This window comes from Muricoccus radiodurans, from assembly GCF_050154705.1.
Lineage (GTDB): Bacteria > Pseudomonadota > Alphaproteobacteria > Acetobacterales > Acetobacteraceae > Roseomonas > Roseomonas radiodurans.
The window spans coordinates 3076090-3097805 of sequence record NZ_CP189561.1; the positions used below are offsets into that span (position 1 = coordinate 3076090).

The following is a 21716-nucleotide window of genomic DNA, read 5'->3' on the forward strand; positions in this document are numbered from 1 at the left end:
CCTGACCGGCACGCTTCTCCTCCAGGCCCGCGCGGGTGCGGGCCGCGGACTGCTCTAGCAGGGCGAGCCCTGGCGGTCGCGCCCGGGCAGGTCGAGGCGCCTACCGGGCCGGCGATGTCCGCGGCGGGGCCGCGCCCGCCGGCTTCATCCGCGCGCCGCCGTCCCGTCCTCTCCGGGGCCGACCGTGGCGTGACGGCGGATGGTCCGCCCCGCCCGCCACCGTCCGCGCCCGGCCAGTGGGGCTGGTGGCCAGCACCGCCTCGATCCATTCGTTCAGGCGCCGGCTCTCGGCCAGCGCCCCCTCGATGTCGCGGTAGGTGTCGGGGAAGCGCAGCGCCATCCAGCGCCAGGCCACCAGCCGGCGGTGCACCCGCTCCGCCAGTTGCAGCGTGTCCTGGCCCGCGCGGTCCGGCGGGGGAAGGCGCCCGGCCCGGGGCGGCGCCACCGTGCCGCCGAGCGCGTGCTCGACCGCCCAGTCCGCCAGCCGCGCGATCCCCTCGTCCCGCTCATCCACGGGGCAGAGGGCGTAGGTCCAGCGATCCAGCAGGGAGAGCTCCCGCACCCCGTCCACCGCCGCGGCGATGGCCAGCTGGGTCGAGAGGTCGCCCAGCCGGTAATTCGGATCATCCCGCCGCAGCACGGCGCGCTCGATCCGCCGCAGCGTGCCGAACAGGCTGACGGTGCCCATCTCCGCCGCCACGGCGGCCACGATCTCGGCATCCGGGGCCACGGGCGGGCGCAGGTCCTCCGGCGCCTCCGGCTCGGCCCGCAGGGCCCGGGCGATCATCCGCGGGTCGCCCCCGCCCGCCAGGACGGCCACCACGCCTTCGGCATGCGCCCCGCCGAAGCGCCCGGCGCGGCCGCCGATCTGCTTGATCTCCTGCACCGTGAGGGGGCGGTCCTCCTTGCCGTCGTATTTGCTCAGGGCCGAGAAGACGACGCGGCGCAGCGGGCCGATGTTCAGGCCCATGCCGATCGCGTCCGTCGCGACCAGCACCTCCGCCTCGCCCTCGCGGAAGCGGCGGGCCTCCGCGCGGCGGACCGTGGGGCCGAGGGCGCCGTACACCACCGCCACCGTCCGGCCCCGCCGCAGCAGCTCCGCGCGCAGGGCGAAGACCTCCCGCCGGGAGAAGGCGATGACCGCGTCGCCCCGGCCGATCTCGGACAGCGGCACGGGGGCGGGCGCGGCGATGAGCGGCCCCATGCGGTCCAGACGCACCTCCTCCAGCGGATCGCCGCAGAGGGCGACGATGCGCCGGATCATCGGCGCCGCGTCCGGCGCGCCCAGCAGGATGACCTGCCGGGCGGGCACGCCCATGATGGCGGCGGTCCAGGCCGCCCCGCGCTCGGGATCGGCGAGCATCTGCACCTCGTCGATGACCGCCACGTCCACCGGGTTGGTGAAGGGGCACATCTCCACCGTCGCGGCGGTGTGGCGGCTGCCGGCCACCCGGATGCGCTCCTCCCCCGTGGAGAGCGAGGTGGGGATGCCGCGCGCCTCCAGCGCCTCCCGGTACTCGTGCGCGAGCAGCCGGAGCGGGCCGAGGGCGAGGCCGGTCTCCGCCTCGGCGAGGCGGCTGAGGCCGAAATAGGTCTTTCCGGAGTTGGTGGGCCCGAGACAGGCGATGACCCGGCGGTCGAGCGCGCGGGCGGTCGCGAAATGGCCGGCGTAGCGGTCCAGCCCGGCGATTCGGGCCACGGCCGCGTTGCTGATCCGCCGCGTGGGTTCCGGCTCTTCGGCATGGCCGGGGCGGCGGCCCTGTTCCGCCTCTCGCCAGCCCTGCACCTCGGCGCGAACGGACTCCAGGGCCGCGGGATCGAATTCGGGCTCCTGCACCGTCCGGGCGCCCCGGCGGACGGCCACACGGCGGGCCACCGGGATGATTCCGGCGCGGATCCAGCGATCCGCCTCGTGCCGCGTGCAGCCGAGCAGGGCCGGGACGGCGTCGGCGCCGACGAGCGAGCTCTCCCAGGCCTTGAGGCGGCGCTCCTCCGCGGCCTGGCTCTCCCGCGCGGCCCGGGCCGCCGCCCGGCGCTCGCCCCGGCGGCGCCGCTCGGCGTCCACCGCGCGCCAGGCGAAGGCGTCCGCCTGCGCCGCGGGGAGGGCGAAGGCCTCGGCGACAAGGGCGGCGCAATGCCGGACGGCGTCCAGCGTCGCCTCCCCCGAGGTCCGCCTCGGAAGGTCCTCGAGGGCCGCCCCCAGCGCGCTCTCCGGGGTGCCGTAGCCGGTCAGCCTTGCGAGGATGGCCGCGCGCAGGGCGGCGAGAAGCTCCGTCTCGCCGGGCTCCGGACCGCCCGCGCTGCCGATCGCCACGTCGAGATCCTCGGGCCGCGTGGGCAGCGCATCGGCCTGCCGCGCCAGGCCGGCCAGCCTCTCGCGCAACGCGAAACGCGGGGCGTCGCGCTGCGCCCTGAATGTCGTCTCCTCGGAAGCGGGGGCAACGGCCTCGGCCGCTTCGGTCGGATCGGACGGCGGGCGTTGCTCCATCGGGTTCCCTGCGGGCAAGACTGGCAGCCGGATCTGGCCCGGGCCGCGGGGTGAACGCGCGCCTCGGGGTCGGGGTTGGCCATAGCGCGGATCCCGGCGGGAGGCGACCCGAGCCGCCGACTGTCGCCCGCCGGTCGCGCAGCGCGGCTCAGCGGATGCCGCGCGCCGATGCCGGGCTGGGCAGAGTTCCGGGCCAGTGACGGTAGCCTGCCGCGAGGCGCGACCGATTCCGACATGGCTTCCCAACCGTTCGGTCGGCGCGCCAACGATGTCACGGCATGGGCGCTTGGTGCACGGTGCGCGGATCAGCGTGGCGTGATCGGCGTGGTGGTGACGTGCTCGCGAAAGCTGTCCTAGACTCCACTCCAAGCGGGTGGAGCGGGGGAAAACAGAAACGTGAAACCCATCACACGCCGCTCAATGCTCACAGCTGCTGCGCTCGCCTCCCTTGCCGCACCGGCCCTGGCCCAGCAGGCAGAATCCTGGCCGAACCGCCCGGTGCGGATCGTGGTGCCCTTCGTGCCCGGCGGCCCGACGGATGTCTCCGTCCGCATCGTCGCCGAGCAGCTGCGGCAGCGCCTCGGCCAGCCCTTCGTCATCGAGAACCGCGGCGGCGCCGGCGGCCTCCTCGGCGCGCAACTCGTCGCGCAGGCGGCGCCCGACGGGTACACGCTTCTCTACACCAGCTCCTCCGTGGCGATCGGGCCCTCCCTGCAGCCGGGGCTGGGCTTCGACCCGCTGCGGGACCTCGCCCCGGTCAGCCTCGTCACCGATGTCGCGACGACGCTCGTCGTGCGGCCGGACGCACCGATGGGTTCCATCGCGGATCTCGTCTCTCGCGCGAAGGCTTCTCCGGGCAGCCTGTCCTATGGCACCAGCGGGGTGGGATCGAGCAACCACCTCACGGCCGCGCTGCTGGCCTTCACGGCCGGCATCGAGCTGCTGCACGTGCCGTTCCGGGGCACGACCCAGGCTACGGCCGCGCTGTTCGGGCACAATATCGACATGGTCTTCGCGAGCACCGCGGAGACCTTGGCGCATTACCGCGACGGGAAGGTCCGGGTGTTGGGCGTGGCGACGGCTTCGCGCCTCCCGGAGATGCCAGATGTCCCCACGATCGGGGAGACGCTGCCCGGCTATGTTGCGCCCAACTGGTTCGCCCTCTTCGGCCCGGCGGCGATCTCCCCCGTGATCGTGGGACGGCTGGAAGCGGAGCTCTCGGCGATCGGCCGGTTGTCCGCCGTACGGGACCAGTTCGCGACGCTCGGCATCACGCCCCTGATGTCCAACGCATCCACCATGCGCGCCCGGATGGCCGAGGACGTCCCGACCTGGCGGCGCGTGGTGCAGCAGGCCGGCATCCGGGCAGAGTGATGGGGACGCGCGAAGGTCCCGATCCGCTGCTGCGTGTGACTCCGGGGAGAGGGAGAATAAATCTCCCTCTCCCCAAACGCAGTGCGTTCGATCCCATCATCTCCTTACTCTTAGGATGCCGCGGCAGGCGGAGACAGGGTCGCGCCTTGGGCCGACAAGGTGCTGGATCTCACCCGTGCCTTCCCCGGCATCACAATCGTGCTGGCCCCTTGAGGCGGCGCGGCCGGCATCGGTCCCTATGCCGGACAGCGTGCCCAGATGTCGTGGTGAAGCGCGACGGGCTCGCCATGCATGTCAGCGGCTTCGACGTCCACGAGCGCGCGCTGCCGCCCTCCTTCAAGGAGTAGGCGCAGGCCTGGCGCCGTGTGTGGGGACCTGCATCGTAGCCTTGTGCGGGCCGTCGCCGGCCGGGGTCGCGGGGGCGCGTCCTGTCGCGCCGAAGTCCGGCCTGCTCGGCCTGCCTGCACCTACGCGAAGAAGCTAACGGCGGACGGCATCACGGTGAAGGCCGTGGCACCGGGCCGCATCGAGACGCCGATGACCGCGGGCTCCAGGCCGGAGGTGGTCGCGGCCGCCATCGCGACCATTCCCGTGGGACGGATCAGCACGCCGGAAGGCATCGGCGCGCTCGTCTCCTCCCTCACGAGCGAGGGGCGGGCTTCGTCACCGGCGCCACCTTCGACATTTACGGTGGAACCCTGATGATCTGAGCGGGAAGCCCGGCCCGATCCGGGGTACCGCGTCGGATCACGCCGGGCCGAGCCTCCTCGCGCCCTCGCGGGACGGCCGCTCGCCCTTGGACGCCCACGGTATGGCGGCGCTGATGTCGTGGACGGGGCAGCGCGGCCGGGTCTGGCGGATGGCGGCGGCCAGCGCGCGTGCCTCGTCCAGGCGGCCGGCGAGGGCGGGGTAGCCAAGAACGCCCGCAGTTTGCGCCGGGCCAGCAGCGCCACCGGCGAGCCCGCGCGGACGACCATCAGTGGTCTGGGGACCCGGCCCCTCCAGCCACGCCCTCCCCGCCCGGCCCGTTCGTTTCCACGCGCTTTCCCACACCGGCTCCCACGCCCGCCTCCACGCGCCGTGGCTAGGAAAGGGTCCGAGGAGACGGCGCGCAGGCACCGAGCCCGGACGTCCTCTCCGCGCCGCGGACCGTCAGCAGAGCATCGGACCGCCGGGGCAATGCGCGAAGAAGACCGCGCAACACTCAGGAGAAAGAGACCATGTCAGCCACTGCCACCTTGTCCCACCCGGCCCCCGCCCCGGTGGACCTCGTCGCGCTCAAGGCCCGCCAGCAGGCGACCTGGGCGGCGGGCGACTACGCCGTGATCGGCACCACATTGCAGATCATCGGCGAGCGGATCTGCGAGGCCGTGGACCTGCGCGCCGGAGAGCGGGTGCTCGACGTCGCGGCCGGCAACGGCAACGCCACGCTCGCGGCCGCCCGCCACTTCGCGCAGGTGACCTCCACAGACTATGTCGGCGCGCTGCTCGACCGCGGCCGGGAGCGTGCCGCCGCCGAGCGCCTCGTCGTCGCCTTCCGCCAGGCCGACGCCGAGGCCCTGCCCTTCGACGATGCGAGCTTCGACGTCGCGCTCTCGACCCTCGGCGTGATGTTCACGCCGAACCAGGAGAAGGCGGCCGCGGAGCTGCTCCGCGTCGTAAGGCCGGGCGGCCGGATCGGGCTCGCGAACTGGACGCCGGAGGGCTTCATCGGCCAGGTCTTCAAGACCATCGGCAAGCACATGCCGCCGCCGGCGGGCGTGAAGTCCCCGGCGCTCTGGGGATCGGAGGCCCGCCTCGCCGAGCTCTTCCCGGGCCAGAGAGTGTCCGTGACGCGACAGATCTTCCATTTCCGCTACCGCTCGCCCGGCCACATGCTGGAGATCTTCCGCACCTATTACGGCCCGATGAACCGCGCCTTCGCTGCGCTCGACGCCGCCGGCCAGGCGATGCTGGAGAGCGACATGCTCGGCCTGATGGCAGGCATGAACCGCGGTGGGGACGACGCTCTCATCGTGCCGAGCGAGTACATCGAGGTCGTCGTCACCCGGAGCTGAGGCGGCAGCGAGGTGTGTCCCCGGGAACAGGGGGCGGGGCGGGCCAGCACCGATGATCGCGTCCGTCGGCCGGATGGCGAACGGTGCGGCACGGCCGATCCCGAGATTCCGGGGGCTGAGGCCTCGCCGCGCAGCGCTCAAGCTGTCCATCCAAGGAGATCGAGCATGACCATCTTGAAGGCGGACCGGCGCTCCTGCAGGGCCGCGCTGCTTCTCGGCGCCTCTCTCGTCCTCTCGGGCGCGGCCTCGGCGCAGCCCGCGGGCAGCGCGCCGGCCGATCCCGGCGCGTGGCGAACCTGGGTGCTGAGCTCCGGCAGCCAGTTCCGTCTCCCGCCCCCGCCCGACGCCGCGGCGACGCGCGCGGAACTCGATCAACTCCGCGGCCTGATGGGCGGACGTGATGCGGAGGTGCTCGAGCGCATCGCGTGGTGGCACGCGGCCGCGCCGTCCTACCGTTGGAACCAGATCGCGATGCAGGAGGCGCTGCGCGCCGGGCTTCCAGTCAATGTCGCGTCCCGCCACCTCGCGGTGCTTCACACCGCGCTGGCCGACGCGATGGTGGCGGCGTGGGACAGCAAGGGCGCCCATGGACGCCCGCGCCCCGGCACCGCCGACCCGGCGCTGCGGCCCCTGGTCTCGGAATCCGATCGCCCGTCCTATCCGGACGAGCACGCCGTCGCGGCCGCCGTGGCCTCCGCGCTGCTGAGCGAGATCTTCCCGCAGCGCGCGGCCGAGTTCGCACGCCTGGCCGAAGAGGCCGGGCGGCTGCGGCTGCTGGCGGCCGCCGCCTATCCCAGCGATGTCGCCGCGGGCGCGGCGCTTGGCCGGCAGGTCGCGGCCGCGGCGATGGAGCGGGCGCGGCGCGACGGCACGGACGGGCGCTGGACCGGCTCCGTGCCGACGGCGCCCGGGGGGTGGACGGGCAACAACCCCGTCCTGCCGCAAGCCCCGGCGTGGCGGCCATGGCTGCTGGCCTCGGCGGAGGAGTTCCGTCCACCGCCGCCCCCGGCGAGTGACTCGCCGGAACGGGCCGCGGAGATGGCGCAGGTCCGCGCCGCCCAGCGCACGCCGCTGTCGAACGCGCGCGCCGTGTTCTGGGAGGCGGCGGCCGGCGGGCTTCGCAGCCACGAGTACTGGAACGGCCATGCCGGGCGGCTGCTGCTGGAATACGGCCAGGGCACGGACGCGCCGCGCGCGGCGCGCGCCTACGCGCTTCTCAACGTGGCGATGTATGACAGCGGGGTCGCGTGCTGGGACGCGAAGTACGCGTATTGGACGATCCGTCCGGCGCAGCTCGACCGCGAGGTCAGCCCCGTCATCGCCGTGCCGAACCATCCGAGCTTCCCGTCCGCGCATGCCTGCTTCTCGACCACGGCGTCATCGGTGCTGGCGTACCTGTTCCCGCGGGACGCCGAGCCGATGACAACCCTCGCCCGCGAAGCCGGCCAGTCGCGGATCTCAGCAGGGATCCACTACCCGCACGACGTGTCCGCGGCGGAGGCGCTCGGGCGCCGCGTGGCGGAGCGCGCGATCGAGCGCGCGCGCGGCGACGGCGCGGAACAGCGGGCCCCATAGCGCGAACATCCCGGCAAGTCCGCTCCTGCCGGCCGGATCGCCGGCAGGGGCCTCGAAGAGCGAACCCTGCCCGCGCGAACCCAAAATGCAATCGGAGAAGGATGAGATGGACCAGACGATGAGAATGGCGCCCGCGGGCGTCGCCGGCGCGGCGTTGCCGCAGGGTCAGCAAAGCATCGCCGGCGGGCGCGCCGGCCGTCCCCCGGTGAAGCGCTGGATCTGCGTCCTCGGGCTGCTGGCCGCCTTCGGGCTGAGCTGGGGCGCCTGGGCGCTGGTGCAGGATCATCAGCGCGCGGCGACCTCCGGCATCGAGGTCGAGGGGCGGATGACCGGCGGCTACCGGGAGGTGCAGAGCCGGCGCGGCAACCGGGTGGTCAGCACGACCTTCTACCCGAGCTTCAGCTACCGGACGCCGGAGGGCCGCGTGGCGCTCGCCACCGTCTCGGACTCGGTCGAGCGGGAGGAGATCCGCGCCGGCCGCACAATGCCGCTTCGCTTCGTGCCGGGAGATCCGCCCGTGATCCGGCTCGCGTCGGCGGTGGCGGGCGGGCCCGGCGCGTGGCCCTGGGTGCTGGCAGCCTTCGCGATGGCGCTCGGCATCCCTTCCGCGATGGGGTTGCTGCGCCGCCGCCAGGCCTGACGGTGGGCCGTCCGGACGATCGGGCGCGGCCCGCAGCGGTCCGGCATCGGCATCCCGACGCGGATCGGGAGGGGGACGGGCATCACCGTGCCGCATCCTCCCGCCTCGCCGAAGAAGGCGCGGGATGTCCCGGCCTCCGGCGCACAACCCATTGCACCCGGCCGGTGCCGCAGCGCCCGGTCCTGAAGGAGATCCTGCCATGACACGAACTGACGATTCCCTCGGTCACCGCACGGGCTCGGACCTCCCGCACCCAACCGGACGTGCCGGGGTTGGCTCCGGGGCGCGTTGCCGCGCGGGACTTCTGCCGCGGGCCATCGCGACCGGCCTTCTCGCATCTGTCGCGACAGGGCACGCCCAGACGCCGCCCGCGCTTCCCGCGCCGATCGCGGCGCCGGACCTGTCCGTCGTCGCGACGCTCCATGCCGAGGGCGCACAGGTCTATGAGTGCCGCGCCGGATCGGATGGGCGCCTCGCCTGGGCGTTTCGCGAGCCGGTCGCCACCCTGCTGGAGGGTGGCCGCACCGTCGGCCGTCACTACGCCGGCCCGAGCTGGGAGCTGACGGACGGGAGCGTCGTGACGGCGCGCCCCACCGGCCGTGCACCCGGCCGCGAGACGAGCGACATCCCCTGGCTCCGCCTGGAGGTGTTGGAACGGCGCGGCACCGGGCGGCTGGCCCCTGTCACCGTCATCCAGCGCATCAACACGGTGGGCGGCGACGCCGAGGGCGCCTGCCCGGCGGCGGGTGCCTTCCGGAGCGTGCCCTATGCGGCGGATTACGTCCTCCTCGCACCGCGGGGGAACTGACCGGCGCGCGATCCACCGGCGTTCCCGGCGCGTCCGACTCGCGATCGCCTGCTGCATGACGAGGCCTGCGCGGCGGATGCGAGAGGGGGATCGCGCCGGCACCGCCGATGGACGCCCGATGTCCGCAACTCTTCACGAAGCCGTCCTGGCGCGCCGCCGACCACCATTCCAGACTTCGTGGCCGGCTTTCCGCAACGCTGGTCAGCACGACGCCGGCTGCGGCATGGGCCGAAGACATGCCCCACCTTCCACGGCCCCCTGTGCAACCCCGTGCACGGAGTCCCACATTCGCCCTTGACCCCCGCGGCCCATCCGTCGCATCGCATTCTCCCGCGCGGCGCGCGGGCCAGACAAATCCGGTGATCGTCCATGCTCGCGCTGCGCGTCATTCCCTGTCTCGATGTGAAGGACGGCCGCGTCGTGAAGGGCGTGAACTTCGTCGCCCTGCGCGATGCCGGCGACCCGGTCGAGCAGGCACGCGCCTATGACCGGGAGGGCGCGGACGAGATCACCTTCCTCGACATCGGCGCGACGCACGAGAATCGGGGCACGATGCTCGACGTCGTCGCGCGCACCGCGGAGCAGGTCTTCATCCCGCTGACCGTCGGCGGCGGCGTCCGCAGCGTCGAGGATTGCCGCGCGCTGCTGCTGGCCGGCGCCGACAAGGTCTCGATCAACTCCGCCGCCCTCGCCGATCCCGACCTCATCCGCCGCGCGGCGGAGGCCTTCGGCAGCCAGGCGATCGTCGTCGCCATCGATGCCCGCCGCGTCGCCCCGGACCGGTGGGAGATCTTCACCCATGGCGGCCGGCGCGAGACGGGCGTGGACGCGGTCGAGTGGGCGCGCCGCATGGCCGCCCTCGGCGCCGGGGAGCTGCTGGTCACCTCCATGGACCGCGACGGCACCGGCCAGGGCTTCGACCTCGATCTCCTGCGTGCCATCCGCGCCGCCACGCGCCTGCCGCTCGTCGCCTCAGGCGGCGTCGGCACACTGGAACATTTCGTGGAGGGCGCGCGCGCCGGGGCCACCGGCCTGCTGGCCGCCAGCGTTTTCCATTACGGGACCTTTCGGATCGGCGAGGCAAAGGCCGCCCTCGCCGCCGCCGGCCTTCCCACCCGTCCCGCGCCCGCGCTGGAGAGCGCCGCCTGATGCCCAAGCATCCGAAGCCCAAAGCCGCGAAGAAGCCGCAGAAGAAGGGAAAGGCGCCCGAGATGGCTGAGGCCGCGGAGCGCCGGGTGGCCGCGAAGCCGCCGAAGGCCAAGCGCGCGAAGGTCCTGCCGGTCGACAAGGCCGGCAAGCCGAAGGCGAAGCTCGCCAAGGCCGGGGCTGGCAAGGCGAAGCTGAAGACCCCGACCTGGAAGAAGGCCGGCGCCGCACCGCTTCCCGTGCCGGAGGCCCTCGCGCTCCCGGTCCAGTCCGCGCGCGCGCCGAAGCCGGTCCGCCGCGCCGAGACGCGCCATCTGGCGCGCCTGGACGCCGACGTCCCGACCGGCCCCTGCGAGGCAGCCGTCCTCGACCGCCTCTGGGCCACGATCGAGGAGCGCCGCCTGAATGGCGACGTGCAGACGTCCCACTCCGCCCGGCTCCTGTCCCGCGGCACCGCGAAGGTCGCGCAGAAGCTCGGGGAAGAGGCGGTGGAGTGCGTGATCGAGGCGATGGCCGGCAACCGGAGCGCCATCATCTCCGAGAGCGCCGACCTCCTCTATCACCTCCTCGTCCTATGGGTGGACGCCGGCATCCGCCCGGAGGAGGCCTGGGCAGAGCTTGTCCGCCGCGAGGGCCTCAGCGGCATCGCCGAGAAGGCATCCCGGCAATCCCTCTCCCCGCACGGCATCGTCCGCGCGGCTGGGACGACGAAGCTTCCCTAGTCGGAGGGGTAAGACGGCCCCGGGGAAGGCTCTGCCCTCCCCGCCCCCCATCCGCCGGAAACCTGAAGTTCCTGGACCTCCATTCCATAGGCGGAATGCCCCGATAGATGCGGGGGTCCGGGGGGCCTCAGGCTCCCCGGCGGAGGGTCCGGGAGGCGGCGCCTCCCGGGGTCACCGCAGCAGCCGCTCCGGTTCGACGCCGCCACCAGGGACGGACTGCCCGCGGGCGCGCATGCAGTTGGCGAAGGCGCGGCGCTCGGCGGCCGCGACCTCGTTGCGGATGGCCTGCTGCTGCATCGCGTTCGTGCCGGACATGCGGGAATAGGCCTCCCCGATGGCGGGGCTGTTCCGGGCCTCGGACCGGCAGGCGGCGGCTTCCGGGCTCTCGGGCACCGCTGCGCGACCGCCGCAGGCGGCCAGGGAGAGAAGGAGGAGCAGGACGGGGGTGGTCTTCACGGTGCGGCCTCCAGCCAGTCCTCGATCAGTCGGCGGGCGATGGAATCCACTCGCGGCAGGGAGAAGCCGCCGGCGGCGTGGTTGCGGATCTCGTCGCGGGTGAACCAGCGGGCGTCGCGCAGCTCGCTCTCGTCCACGGTGATGGTCGTGCTCGTCGCCTCCGCGTGGAAGCCGAGCATGATGGAGGCCGGGAAGGGCCAAGGCTGGGAGGAGTGGTACCACACCGCCCCGACCGAGACGCCCACCTCCTCAAAGACTTCGCGCCGCACCGCCTCTTCGAGGCTCTCGCCCGGCTCCACGAAGCCCGCGAGGGTCGAGTACATCGTGACGTTCGGGAAGCGGGCGTTGTGGCCCAGCAGGCAGCGCTCGTGATCCCCGTCCTTGGCCACCACGAGCATGATCACGGCCGGGTCGGTGCGGGGGAAGTGCTGGGCGTTGCAGGCCGTGCACTGCATGGCGTTCCCGGCCGAGCGCGGCTCGCAGGGGGCGCCGCAGACGCCGCAGAAGCGGTGGCGCACGCGCCAGTGCATCAGGCCGCGCGCATGGGCGAGCATGCTCGCCTCTCCGGGTGGGAGCAGGCCGGCGACGCCGCGCAGGTCGTGGAAGGTGCCGAGGTTCTCGGGCAGCAGGGGCAGCGGGTCTTCCGCGGCGCTGACATCCACCGCGAAGACCGCCGTGCCGTCCCGAAGGCCGAGCAGCGCCCAGGGGCCGCCGGCCATCAGCACGGCCTCCGCGGCCTCCCGCGTCAGCAGCACCGCCTCCGGCGCGCCGGACTCCACGCCGCGAAGCAGGCTCTTCGACCGCCAGACCGGAATGATGAGGCTCGCGGGGTCCGCGAGGGCGCCGGCGACGAAGGCCTCGTCGTCGCGCTGGCCGGAGACGCGATCGAGCGGACTGCCGGTATAGGCGTTGGGCCGGCTGGCGGGGATGGAGAGCATCGGGGGTCCGGGCTGGGGCGCGGACCCTGCCATGGGGGCGGGGTCGGGCCAACCCCTGCTCAGCGCGGCGCCGGTTCCGCCGTGAGGTCGGCGAGCCGCAGCGAATCCCCCTCGATCCGCAGGGTGGCGAGGGCGCTTCCGCCGGTCGGGCAGCAGTTCCCGTCATCGGGCCGCCAGAGCCGGGTGCGGGCGGTCATGGCGGAGAAGTCGTAGTCCACGCCCTGCCAGGCGCCGAGGCCGTCGGGCAGGCGGCGCTCCAGCTCCCGCCGCCAGGTGGCGATCTCGACCTCTCGCCAGCGGCCGTCGCGTTGCACGAGCAGCAGATCGGCGTCGTGGCCGCCGCTGCCGATGCGACGGCCGGGCACGACCAGGAGCCGCGCGCCGTCGCGCTCGATCAGGCGGGGGGCGCGGTACTCACCCTCGAAGGCCCAGGCCAGCGGGCGCCACCGGTCCGGGGAGGGTTCCAGGATCACGGCGCCGGTCCGCACCCCGTCGCGGTCCGTGTGCCCGTCCTGCACCTGCCAGAGAAGGAGGAGGCCTCCGTCCTCGCTCACCAGCGTGCCCGCTTCCCGTACCCGGCAGTTGCGGAGCGCGGTGCCCAGGCAGGCGCGGCCGAGCTCGGGCAGGATGCTGTTGCGCGGCATGGGGCAGGCCGCCCCGGCAGTGGCGGCGGGGCAGGACCGGCCGAAGCGCGCGGGCCGGGTGGCCCGGTCCTGCCGGAGCAGCTCCCGAAGCTCCTCCGTGCGATATCGGACCATCTCCAGGAGCTGGGCGGTGTCGTAGGGGCGGGCGGGTCCGTCGCCGAGGTCGGTCTGGCCTTCCCGCAACCGCGCCCGCCAGAGGAAGTCCCCGGCCGCCAGGGTCGCCGGGCGGACGGTGGTGGCGGTCGCCTCCCGCCAGGTAGCGCGCAGTCGGCGGTCGGCCTCTCGCAGCGCACGGTCGGTGCAGGGCGCCGCCTCGGGACGGCCGAGACAATCCGCCGGATCCCCGGCGCGCGCCGGAAGGGCGAGGAGGGCGAGGACCAGCGCGAGAAGGAGGCGGGGCATGGGGCGGGGCCGAGCGTTGCGGTTCCGCATCATGCCGGCGGTTCGGCGCCCTGCCAGCCCCGGCGGTGGACTCGTCCGCTCCGTGCCCCCATATTCCGCCCCGGAAGGCCGGTCGTGGACGGGCGCCCTGTCGACCCGGTCAGGTCCGGAAGGAAGCAGCCGAGGCGGGTTTCCGCCCGGGTCATGGCCGGTCTTCCACCCCCGCGCCGGCGCCGCCGGTCGCTTCGCGCTCTCCCCTTCCAGGCCGGACGCGGCCGCCGCACCATGGCTGCCTTCCTTGCCTGAGACCGGATGACCAGCGACCCCGCCCTGCTCGACGACGAGACCCCGGAGGAGGGCATCCCCCTTCCGCCCGCCGACGGGCCGGGGTTGTTCGGCGACCCCGCGCCGCCCGCCCCCGCCGCGGCTCCCGCGCCGGCCGCTGCCCCGGTGGCGGCTCCCTCCCCTCCCCCGGCCGAGGCGGCCCAGCCCTATCGGGTGCTGGCGCGGAAGTACCGGCCGCAGAGCTTCGCCGACCTGATCGGGCAGGACGCCCTGGTCCGCACGCTGCGGAACGCCTTCGCGCAGAACCGGGTGGCGCACGCCTTCATGCTGACCGGCGTGCGAGGGGTGGGAAAGACGACGACCGCGCGGATCATCGCCCGCGCGCTGAACTGCATCGGGCCGGACGGCCAGGGCGGCCCTACGGCCGACCCCTGCGGCGTCTGCCCGGAATGCCGCGCCATCCTGGCCGACCGGCACCCGGACGTGCTGGAGCTGGACGCGGCCTCGAACAACGGCGTGGAGAATGTGCGGGAGATCCGGGAGCAGGTGCGCTTCCGGCCCTCCCAGGGACGGTTCAAGGTCTACATCCTCGACGAGGTCCACATGCTCAGTGGGCCGGCCTTCAACGCGTTGCTGAAGACGCTGGAGGAGCCGCCGCCGGCGGTGAAGTTCCTCTTCGCCACGACCGAGATCCGGAAGGTCCCGGCCACCATCCTCTCGCGCTGCCAGCGCTTCGACCTGCGCCGCGTGCCGCAGGAGCGGCTGCGGGACCACTTCGCCGGCATCGCGGAGAAGGAGGGGGCGAAGGTCGCGCCGGAGGCGATCGCGATGATCGCGCGCGCGGCCGACGGGTCGGTGCGCGACGGGCTGTCGCTGCTGGACCAGGCGATCGCGCTGCCGGACGAGGAGGGCGCGGTCAGCGCCGAGGCGGTGCGGGACATGCTCGGCCTCGCGGACCGGGCGCTGGTGCTGGACCTGATGGAGGCGGTGATGAAGGGCGACCTTCCCGCCGTCCTGACCGCCATGGACCGGGCGCATTCGCGCGGCGCCGATCCGGGCGTGGTGATCGCCGACATGGCGGAGCTGACCCACACCCTCACGCGGTTCCGGGCCGTGCCGGCGCTGCGCGACGATCCCTCCATCCCGGAGGCGGAGCGGGTGCGCGGCGTGGCGCTGGCCGAGATGTTGACCATCCCGGTGCTCGGGCGGGCCTGGCAGATCCTGCTGAAGGGCATCGGCGAGGTGGCGGAGAGCCCGGACCGGCGCGCGGCGGCGGAGATGGTGCTCATCCGGCTGGCGCATCTGGCCGAGATGCCGACGCCCGGCGACATCGTGCGGCGGCTGAGCGGGGCGGCCCCGGCGACCGGTTCGGCGCCGCGCGGCGGCGGAGGCGGCGCACCGGCCGGACCGATGGCGGAGGCGGTCGGCACCATGGCGGTGGGCGGACCGTCGATGGCCGGGCCGTCTATGTCCGGATCGTCCATGCCTGGACCGGCGGGCGGCGGGCTGCGGGCGATCGCCGGCGGCGCGGCGCTGCGGGATGCGGCGCCGATGCCGGTGGCCGTACCGGAGCCCGAACAGGACGCGGCGCCCGCGCCGATGCCGGCCACCTTCCGGGAGGTGGTGGCGCTGGCCTCCGGCCGGAGGCCGATGCTGCACGCGCATCTCGTGCATTCCGTGCACCTCGTGCGCTTCGATGCGCGGCCGGAGGGCGGGCGGATCGAGTTGCGGCCGACGCCCGACGCGCCGCGCGACCTCGCGGCCCAGCTGGTCTCCCTTCTCGGGGAGACGACCGGGGTGCGCTGGACCGTCTCCCTCTCGAACGCGGAGGGCGAGCCGACGCTCGCGACGCAGGGGCGGGCGGCGGAGGCGGCACGGCTGGAGGTGGCGCGCAGCCATCCGCTGGTGCTGGCGGTCATGGAGGCGTTTCCCGGCGCGCAGATCCGCGCGGTGCGCGACGAATCGCTGGACGCCTACGGCCTGCCGCCGCCGGAGCCCATGACGTCCGGCGAGCCGGTGGACGAGCCCCTGGACGACAACGACCCCGGCTTCGCGCCGCCAGACGCGGAGCCGGCGGGCGACAGCATCATCAACTGAGGATTTCCCGATGAAGAACCTGGGCAACATGCTGAAGCAGGCGCAGCAGATGCAGTCGCGCATGCAGGAGATGCAGGCGAAGCTGGAGGCCGCCACGATGGAGGGCGGGGCCGGCGGCGGGATGGTGAAGGTCACGCTTTCCGGCAAGGGCGACCTGAAGGGCGTGTCGATCGACCCGTCCCTGATGGTCGCGGAGGAGCGCGAGGTGCTGGAGGATCTGCTGATCGCGGCCCATGCGGACGCCAAGCAGAAGGTCGAGGCGATGATGGCCGAGGAGATGGGCAAGGCCACCGCCGGGCTGAACATCCCGGGCATGGGCGGCGGTGGCGGCGGCCTGCTGGGCGGCCTCAAGCTGCCCTTCTGATCTCCATCGGGGCGGAGGGATCACCATATGAAGGGGATGCCCTTCGACCCCGCCCTGGACCGGCCGAGCGCTGTTCCGCCGAACGATCCGGTCGAGCAGCTCGTGGCCCTGCTGTCCCGGCTGCCCGGCCTCGGGCGGCGTTCGGCGCGGCGGGCGGTGCTGAAGATGCTGCAGGACCCGGCCCGGCTGATGCTGCCGCTGGCGACCGCGCTGGAGGTGGCGGCGGAGGCGGTGCGGCCCTGCGGGGTCTGCGGCAACCTCGATACGCGCGACCCCTGCGGCGTCTGCCGCGACCCCCGGCGGGAGCGCGGGCTGATCTGCGTGGTGGAGGGGGTGGCGGACCTCTGGGCGCTGGAGCGGGCCGGGGCGCATCGCGGCCTGTACCACGTGCTCGGCGGGACGCTCTCGGCGCTCGGCGGCGTGGGGCCCGAAGACCTGTCCATCCAGCCCCTGGTCGCCCGCGTGGCGGGCGGCGGGGTGGAGGAGGTGATCCTCGCGCTGCCCGCGACGGTCGAGGGGGCGACGACCGGCCATTACTTGGCGGACCGGCTGCGGCCGCTCTCGGTGCCGGTGACCCGGCTGGCGCAGGGGGTGCCGATCGGCGGGGCGCTCGACGTGCTGGATGACGGGACGCTGGCCGCGGCCCTGCGGGCGCGGCGCCCGGCCTGAGGCAGGTCCTGTCGGAGCGGCTTGACGCGGCGGGCCATGGCGCGCCACGGGGAGCCGGGTGGCGACGCCGCCGCCTTCGGACCTCCATCAGGGACCACCACCGATGCGCCGCCTTGTCGTCCGCGCCCTGCGCCCGCTGAAGCGCCTGACCCTCTGGCTGACGGGGGAGCGGGAGGTCCATGCGCGGCTGGACCGGCTGGAGCGGGAGGTTCTGCACCCCGTGCGGGAGGGGACGGACTCCCTGCACACCCTGCTGCACCGGCTGAACGCGCGGCTGGACACGCTGGAGGTCGTTGTCGAGAACGCGGCCCGGCCGCAGCCAGGGGCCATGCCGCAGGCCCCGGTGCCCTCCATCTCCGAGGAGATCGACCGGCTGGACGGCTATCTCCTGCACCACATGGCCGAGCTGCGGCGGGAGATCCTGGCGCTGCGGCAGGTGGTGGAGGGCCGGCCGGCGGTCCCCGCGCCGGCCGCGCCGCCCCAGGCCTGAGGCGGATCGCCGCGGGCCGGGCGCGCCCGGAGGCCTGAGTTCAGGCGGCCGGACGGGCGCGGGCGCCTTGACCGACCGCGCTCCCCCCGGCAGGGAGGGGCGCCAGCCCGCGGGACGATCACCGATACGCCATGCCCTCTGAGAACCATCGTGCGCGCCGACTGCTTTGGTGCGTGAACCACCGGACCCTGCTGCCCGCGGAGGTCCCGATCCTGCGCGACCTGGGCTACGAGATCTTCATCCCGAAGCGGGTGCCCGACCACGACCCGGGATACCGCAGCGCGCTCGTCACGTACGAGTATGACAGCACGCTGAGCATCCCGCCCGAGACGCTGGACGTGCTGAACGCGCACGACTTCTACCAGCGGCCCTGGTCGCCCACGCTGCGCGCCGCGATCAACGACTGCTTCGACGTCGTCGTCTCCCACTTCTCCTACTACACCGTGCCGCTCTCGGAGGCGGCGCAGAAGTTCAAGGGGTTGGTGGTGGCGCGCACCTTCGGGCGCGAGCAGCCGCGGACCTATGCGGAGTTCGCGGTGGTCGGCCCGCGGCCGAAGATCCTGGAGGAACTGGAGGCGCTCGGGCCGCGCTTCGTGCACGCGCAGGGCTATTCCAACCTCGCCGACATCGAGCCGCCGGTGCTGCAGCGAAGCGCGATGACGGTCACCGTCCCCCTGCCAGACGCCATCTTCGAGGCCGCGGAGACCTGGCGGGGCGACGGAACGCACGCGGTCTTCCTCTGCCCCGCGATCTCCACGCCGGGGGACGGGGGCTACTATCTCGGCATCTACGAGGGCATCAAGCGCGACTTCGGCGACATCCCGCACAAGATCTTCGGGCGGCAGTACCGGGTGATCGATGATCCGGCGGTGCTGCCGTATCTGACGGACGCGGAGTTGCTCGACCTCTACGCGGCGGCGCCGGTCTTCGTCTATCCGTCCACGGAGCAGCGGCACATCCACTACTCCCCGATCGAGGCGATGATCGTGGGGACGCCGGTTCTCTACCGCCGGGGCGCGCTGACCGACGTGCTGGCGGAGGGGGCCGACCTGCCCGGCGCCTGCGCGAGCACGGTGGAGATGCGCGACAAGGCCAAGCGCCTGCTGGCCGGCGACCGCGCGCTGGCCGATGCCATCCGCGCGAGCCAGGGCCGGATCGTCGCAACCTTCGGCGCCGATGTGGCGCACCGGCAATGGGCGGCGGTGCTGGACCGGGTTCCGTGACACCGTCCGCGGCGCGTCGTCCCCCGCGGCGGATCCTGTGGGCGCTGAACCACCGGACCCTCATGCCCGACGAGGTCGGGATCCTGCGCGGCCTCGGCTTCGCGGTGCTGACGCCGCGCGTGCTGCCGCGCGGGCTGGACGCGCGCAGCACCGTGGTGGAGCCGGCACCGGATCGCGCGGCGCTCGACCTGCCGCCGGAGACGCTGGCCGTGCTCGAGCGGCACCCCTTCTACGACCGGGCCTGGACGCCGACCGTCACGGACATCCTGAACGCGCATTTCGAGGCCGTGGTGACGGCCTTCTACCCGACCTGCCTCTCTTCCGCGGTGCGCGGGTTCCGCGGGCGGGTGGTGGCCCGTCCCTTCGGGCGGGTTGGGCCGCGGGGCTATCACGCCCTGACCCAGCTTTGGGAGGAGCCGGAGCTCGACGCGGCGGTGGCAGCGATGGGCGATCGCTTCACCTATGGGCAGGGCTATGACGTGCTGGCCGAGGTGGAGCCGCCGCTCTTCGCCGACCGGGCCTTCACCCTGCCGGTGCCGGCGCCGTCCTGGGTGGAACCGATGCAGGGCCGCTGGACGGGCGCGGATGGAAGCCTGCTGTTCCTCTGCCCCGTGATCGCGGGGAACCCGTATTACGGAGGGCTCTACGCGACCATCAAGGCGCGCTTCGGGGACCTTCCGCACCGCATCTTCGGCAAGCAGGCGGCGACGGTGGCGGATCCCGCGGTGATCGATTTCCCGGATGATGGCGCGCTGCTGCGCCTCTACGCGGGCTGCGCCGCCTTCGCCTATCCGTCGGAGGAGACGCGGCATGTGCATTACTCGCCCGTCGAGGCGATGATCGTGGGGGCTCCGGTGCTGTATCTGCGCGGCGCGCTGCTGGACCGGCTGGCCGGGGCGGTGCTGCCGGGGGCCTGCGCCGACCTCGATGAGATGAGGACCAAGGCGGCGGCGCTGGTCGCGGGCGACGCCGCGCTGCGCGCGGCGATCCAGAATGCGCAGCCCGCCATCCTGGCGCGGTTCAGCCGCGACCGGGCACGCGACGCCTGGGCTCGGCTGCTGGGCGCGGAGGGTTCGGCATGATCCGGTCCCTACTGCGCGCCGCGGCGCGCCCGGTCCGGCGTGTGGTCAGTTCGCTGGCAGGCCAGCCGGGATTGCAGGCCGGGCTGGACGCGCAGGCGGCGGGGCTGCGGGCCGGGCTGGATGCGCAGATGGCGGCGCTGCACGCGAAGCTGGACGCGCAACAAGCCCATCCACCCGCCTGGCTTCCCGGCGTGATCGAGAGGGCTGTGGCAGCGCGGCTAGGGCAGCTGGAGAGGGCCGTGCTGGAGCGTCTGGCGGCGCTGGAGACCCTGGAGGTGCGGATCGGCGCCCTGCAGGATCTGCAGGAAGCACTGCGCGGCGAGGTGCGGTCACTGCGCGAGCGGCTCGATGCTCTCGAGACCGCTCAGACGGAGGAGCTCAGGGCGGAGATGGACCGCCTGGATGGCAGCATCCTGCACCATGTGGCGGGGCTGCGGGCCGCCATCGCGGCCGTGCGGCCGGCGGACGGGGCGTCGTCCTCCCCGGGCTGACGGACCGGTCCGGCGTCCACGAGCCGTTCCCTTCCCGGCGTTGTGGCCTGTCGAACGTGGCACTACCCTCCGTTGCGCCGGTGGGATGTCCGGCGACCGGGAGGGGAATGGATGCAGCGTAGAGGCTTCTTCGTAGCGACGCTGGCCGGGATGCTGGGCGCGCTTGCGACGCCCGCGGCGGCGCAGGACGCGGCAACCGAGACGGCCCTGCGGCGACGGCGCGCGCCGCGCGCCGCTGCGAGCCCGCCGGGGACGGAGTGCACGCGGGAAGCCCCCTGCACGGGTCCGCGCGGGGGGCGCTACTGGATCGACGCCAATGGCCGCCGCCGCTCCATCCGTCGGCCGCGCCGGACCGCGGCGGCCGACGCGCCAGCCCGTTGACAGACCCGAGCCACTTTCTATCCGACCGGCACCCTAGGACGAGCGGCCCGCGTGGCCGCATTCCGCGGCAGCCTGAGAAAAACAGAAGGGGGGCCGGGGAATTCCTTCCCCCGGCCTTACCCCCGGCGCGGCGGGTCGCGCGAGAGGCCACGCACGGCCAGCGCCGCCTCATACTCGGCCCAGAGCCGCGGCTGCTCCACGCCGAGGCGATGGAGATGGTCCCAGGTGTAGATGCCGCTGTCGTGCAGATCGTCGAAGGTGATCCGGACGGCGTAGTGGCCCACCGGCTCCACCGAGAGGATGCCGACATGGCGGCGGCCGGCGATGATCACCTTCTGGCCAGGGCCGTGCCCCTGCACCTCCGCGGAGGGGCTCTCGACGCGAAGGTACTCGGCCGGCAGGTGGAAGCGCGTCCCGTCGTCGAAGGCCACCTCCAGCGCCCGTTCGGCGCGCAGGAGGCGGATCTCGGTGGGGGTGGGCACCTCAGCCGGAGAGGCGGCGCGCCTCGTCCGGGAGCATGATGGGGATGCCGTCCCGGATGGGATAGGCGAGGCCGGCGCTCTCGCTCACCAGTTCGGACGCCCCGCGGTCGTAGCGCAGCGGGCCCTTGGTGACGGGGCAGACGAGGATCTCGAGCAGGCGGGGGTCCACCGCGTTGGCGGCGGGCGCGGCGTCCGCCGGGGTGCTGGAGGGCTGGCTCATGGTGGCGTCTCTCGAAGTCCTGGGCGGGATCAGCTCGGGCGGCTGTCTTGGCCCGGGTTGGCGAGGCTGTCCATCTGCAGCAGGCTGATCAGCATCGCGCTGCGGGCGGCGGCGGTCGGGGCCTCCAGCAGCGCTTGCTTCTCCCTCGGGTCGAACGGGCAGACCATGGCGAGGGTGGTGACGAGGGCGGCGGAGTCCATCCGCTCGATCGTCTCCCAGTTCGCCTCGATGGACTTGGCGCGGAAATAGGGGCGGAGGGCGGTGAGGATGGTGGGGCGGTCGGCGGCACCATCCGCCTGCGGCATGAGATCGGCGGCGTAAGGGGCATAGTCCGGGCGGACGCGCCGGTAGCCGCCCCGGCCGGTCAGTTCCTCCGTCACCGCGAAGCGGATGACGCCGGTGAGGGTGATGAGGAAGCGGCCATCCTCCGTCTCAGCGAAGGAAGAGAGGCGGCCGAGGCAGCCGACGCGATAGAAGCCCGGCTCGCCGTCCCGCCGCCCGGCGCCCGGGTCGGGCTGGATCATGCCGAAGGAGCGGCGGGTGGCGAGGCTATCCTCCACCATCGCGAGGTAGCGCGGTTCGAAGATGTTCAGGGGCAGACGGCCCCCTGGCAGCAGCAGCGCACCGGTCAGCGGAAACACCGCGATCTCCGCCGGCAGGGCCGCGAGGCTGGGAGGATCGAAGGCCATGGCCGGGAGATGGG

Annotated in this window: 23 protein-coding genes and 1 other RNA gene; 17 read left to right on the plus strand and 7 right to left on the minus strand. The window is 73.7% G+C overall.

Features of this window, described 5'->3' with window-relative positions:
* Positions 1-100: 100 nt before the first annotated feature.
* Positions 101-2488, minus strand: coding sequence for a helicase-related protein (locus ACP6CK_RS14825; protein ID WP_426954082.1), 2388 nt, complete (start codon positions 2486-2488; stop codon positions 101-103).
* A 420-nt stretch (positions 2489-2908) separates the two neighbouring features.
* On the opposite strand from ACP6CK_RS14825, the gene ACP6CK_RS14830 reads away from it, so the two are divergent.
* From ACP6CK_RS14830 to ACP6CK_RS14865, 8 genes are all read left to right on the plus strand, one after another.
* Positions 2909-3862, plus strand: coding sequence for a tripartite tricarboxylate transporter substrate-binding protein (locus ACP6CK_RS14830; protein ID WP_426954083.1), 954 nt, complete (start codon positions 2909-2911; stop codon positions 3860-3862).
* A gap of 291 nt (positions 3863-4153) precedes the next feature.
* Entirely contained in the window at positions 4154-4564 is a 411-nt protein-coding gene (locus tag ACP6CK_RS14835) for an SDR family oxidoreductase (RefSeq protein ID WP_426954084.1), read from the plus strand.
* A gap of 518 nt (positions 4565-5082) precedes the next feature.
* Positions 5083-5919 carry a class I SAM-dependent methyltransferase gene (locus ACP6CK_RS14840; protein ID WP_426954085.1) on the plus strand — a complete coding sequence of 279 codons (837 nt, stop codon included), beginning with the start codon at positions 5083-5085 and terminating at the stop codon, positions 5917-5919.
* A gap of 165 nt (positions 5920-6084) precedes the next feature.
* Entirely contained in the window at positions 6085-7494 is a 1410-nt protein-coding gene (locus ACP6CK_RS14845; RefSeq protein ID WP_426954086.1) for a phosphatase PAP2 family protein, read from the plus strand.
* A gap of 106 nt (positions 7495-7600) precedes the next feature.
* Positions 7601-8134, plus strand: a complete 534-nt coding sequence (locus ACP6CK_RS14850) for a DUF3592 domain-containing protein (protein ID WP_426954087.1) — start codon at positions 7601-7603, stop codon at positions 8132-8134.
* A gap of 199 nt (positions 8135-8333) precedes the next feature.
* A complete protein-coding gene (locus ACP6CK_RS14855; protein WP_426954088.1) occupies positions 8334-8942 on the plus strand; it encodes a DUF3455 domain-containing protein in 609 nt (202 codons plus the stop codon).
* 369 nt (positions 8943-9311) lie between these two features.
* Complete coding sequence (gene hisF, locus ACP6CK_RS14860; RefSeq protein ID WP_426954089.1) at positions 9312-10091, plus strand: imidazole glycerol phosphate synthase subunit HisF; 780 nt, start codon at positions 9312-9314, stop codon at positions 10089-10091.
* Positions 10091-10810 carry a phosphoribosyl-ATP diphosphatase gene (locus ACP6CK_RS14865; RefSeq protein ID WP_426954090.1) on the plus strand — a complete coding sequence of 240 codons (720 nt, stop codon included), beginning with the start codon at positions 10091-10093 and terminating at the stop codon, positions 10808-10810. Before hisF ends, ACP6CK_RS14865 begins: the two co-directional genes overlap by 1 nt.
* 171 nt (positions 10811-10981) lie before the next feature.
* Here ACP6CK_RS14865 and ACP6CK_RS14870 read toward each other — a convergent pair whose 3' ends face one another.
* From ACP6CK_RS14870 to ACP6CK_RS14880, 3 genes are read right to left on the minus strand one after another with little or no spacing between them, the layout of a single operon-like run.
* Positions 10982-11266, minus strand: a complete 285-nt coding sequence (locus ACP6CK_RS14870) for a phosphoribosylamine--glycine ligase (RefSeq protein ID WP_426954091.1) — start codon at positions 11264-11266, stop codon at positions 10982-10984.
* A complete protein-coding gene (nudC, locus tag ACP6CK_RS14875) occupies positions 11263-12204 on the minus strand; it encodes an NAD(+) diphosphatase (RefSeq protein ID WP_426954092.1) in 942 nt (313 codons plus the stop codon). Before nudC ends, ACP6CK_RS14870 begins: the two co-directional genes overlap by 4 nt.
* A 59-nt stretch (positions 12205-12263) precedes the next feature.
* Positions 12264-13250, minus strand: a complete 987-nt coding sequence (locus ACP6CK_RS14880) for a hypothetical protein (protein WP_426954093.1) — start codon at positions 13248-13250, stop codon at positions 12264-12266.
* Positions 13251-13353: 103 nt separating this feature from the next.
* Here ACP6CK_RS14880 and ffs point away from each other — a divergent pair.
* From ffs to ACP6CK_RS14925, 9 genes are all read left to right on the plus strand, one after another.
* Positions 13354-13449, plus strand: an RNA gene (ffs, locus tag ACP6CK_RS14885) — signal recognition particle sRNA small type.
* A 92-nt stretch (positions 13450-13541) separates the two neighbouring features.
* On the plus strand, positions 13542-15611 hold the full coding sequence (locus tag ACP6CK_RS14890) for a DNA polymerase III subunit gamma/tau (protein ID WP_426954094.1): 2070 nt from the start codon (positions 13542-13544) through the stop codon (positions 15609-15611).
* A 10-nt stretch (positions 15612-15621) separates the two neighbouring features.
* Complete coding sequence (locus ACP6CK_RS14895) at positions 15622-15975, plus strand: YbaB/EbfC family nucleoid-associated protein (protein WP_426954095.1); 354 nt, start codon at positions 15622-15624, stop codon at positions 15973-15975.
* Between the two features lie 36 nt (positions 15976-16011).
* Entirely contained in the window at positions 16012-16644 is a 633-nt protein-coding gene (recR, locus tag ACP6CK_RS14900) for a recombination mediator RecR (RefSeq protein ID WP_426959914.1), read from the plus strand.
* A gap of 103 nt (positions 16645-16747) precedes the next feature.
* Positions 16748-17134: a hypothetical protein gene (locus tag ACP6CK_RS14905; RefSeq protein WP_426954096.1), complete on the plus strand. Its 387-nt coding sequence runs from the start codon at positions 16748-16750 to the stop codon at positions 17132-17134.
* A gap of 173 nt (positions 17135-17307) precedes the next feature.
* On the plus strand, positions 17308-18357 hold the full coding sequence (locus tag ACP6CK_RS14910) for a hypothetical protein (protein ID WP_426954097.1): 1050 nt from the start codon (positions 17308-17310) through the stop codon (positions 18355-18357).
* A gap of 62 nt (positions 18358-18419) precedes the next feature.
* Positions 18420-19439 carry a hypothetical protein gene (locus tag ACP6CK_RS14915; protein ID WP_426954098.1) on the plus strand — a complete coding sequence of 340 codons (1020 nt, stop codon included), beginning with the start codon at positions 18420-18422 and terminating at the stop codon, positions 19437-19439.
* A complete protein-coding gene (locus ACP6CK_RS14920; RefSeq protein WP_426954099.1) occupies positions 19436-19930 on the plus strand; it encodes a hypothetical protein in 495 nt (164 codons plus the stop codon). Before ACP6CK_RS14915 ends, ACP6CK_RS14920 begins: the two co-directional genes overlap by 4 nt.
* Before the next feature lie 111 nt (positions 19931-20041).
* A complete protein-coding gene (locus tag ACP6CK_RS14925; RefSeq protein ID WP_426954100.1) occupies positions 20042-20311 on the plus strand; it encodes a hypothetical protein in 270 nt (89 codons plus the stop codon).
* Between the two features lie 116 nt (positions 20312-20427).
* On the opposite strand, the gene ACP6CK_RS14930 is transcribed toward ACP6CK_RS14925, so the two are convergent.
* From ACP6CK_RS14930 to ACP6CK_RS14940, 3 genes are read right to left on the minus strand one after another with little or no spacing between them, the layout of a single operon-like run.
* The gene (locus ACP6CK_RS14930; RefSeq protein ID WP_426954101.1) at positions 20428-20793 is read right to left on the minus strand and encodes a gamma-butyrobetaine hydroxylase-like domain-containing protein; all 366 of its coding nucleotides are present in this window, start codon (positions 20791-20793) and stop codon (positions 20428-20430) included.
* A 1-nt stretch (position 20794) separates the two neighbouring features.
* The gene (locus ACP6CK_RS14935; RefSeq protein WP_426954102.1) at positions 20795-21013 is read right to left on the minus strand and encodes a Trm112 family protein; all 219 of its coding nucleotides are present in this window, start codon (positions 21011-21013) and stop codon (positions 20795-20797) included.
* Positions 21014-21042: 29 nt separating this feature from the next.
* On the minus strand, positions 21043-21702 hold the full coding sequence (locus ACP6CK_RS14940) for an LON peptidase substrate-binding domain-containing protein (protein ID WP_426954103.1): 660 nt from the start codon (positions 21700-21702) through the stop codon (positions 21043-21045).
* Between the last annotated feature and the right edge of the window lie 14 nt (positions 21703-21716).